Annotated in this window: 1 protein-coding gene; it reads left to right on the top strand. The window is 61.5% G+C overall.

The genetic code is table 11. The annotated features are described in order from the left end of the window. The coding region (locus tag QJT78_RS52760) for a hypothetical protein (RefSeq protein ID WP_281461010.1) at window positions 1-221 on the top strand (221 nt) is incomplete at both ends.

Below are 221 nucleotides of genomic sequence, written 5' to 3'. Positions count from 1 at the left end.
ATCAGGCCGCTGACTCTGACGCGTAAAAATAGTTTATTTGCTGGTCACGACGAAGGTGGTCGTTCATGGGCGCGCATAGCTTCGCTCATCGCCACCTGCAAAATCAACAGCTTCAGCCGCGCTGTGCGGCGCGACGCCGACGACAATGGTCGGCAGGCCGAGGCTCACGACGATCACGCCACGGCAATCCGCGCTCGTGTCGCCTGCGCAACCCCGGCCAA

The organism is Bradyrhizobium sp. Mp27 (assembly GCF_029953005.1).
GTDB classification, from domain to species: Bacteria; Pseudomonadota; Alphaproteobacteria; order Rhizobiales; family Xanthobacteraceae; genus Bradyrhizobium; species Bradyrhizobium barranii.
Note: the sequence above shows the minus strand (reverse complement) of the source record. Positions and strands in the feature narration are given on the sequence as shown.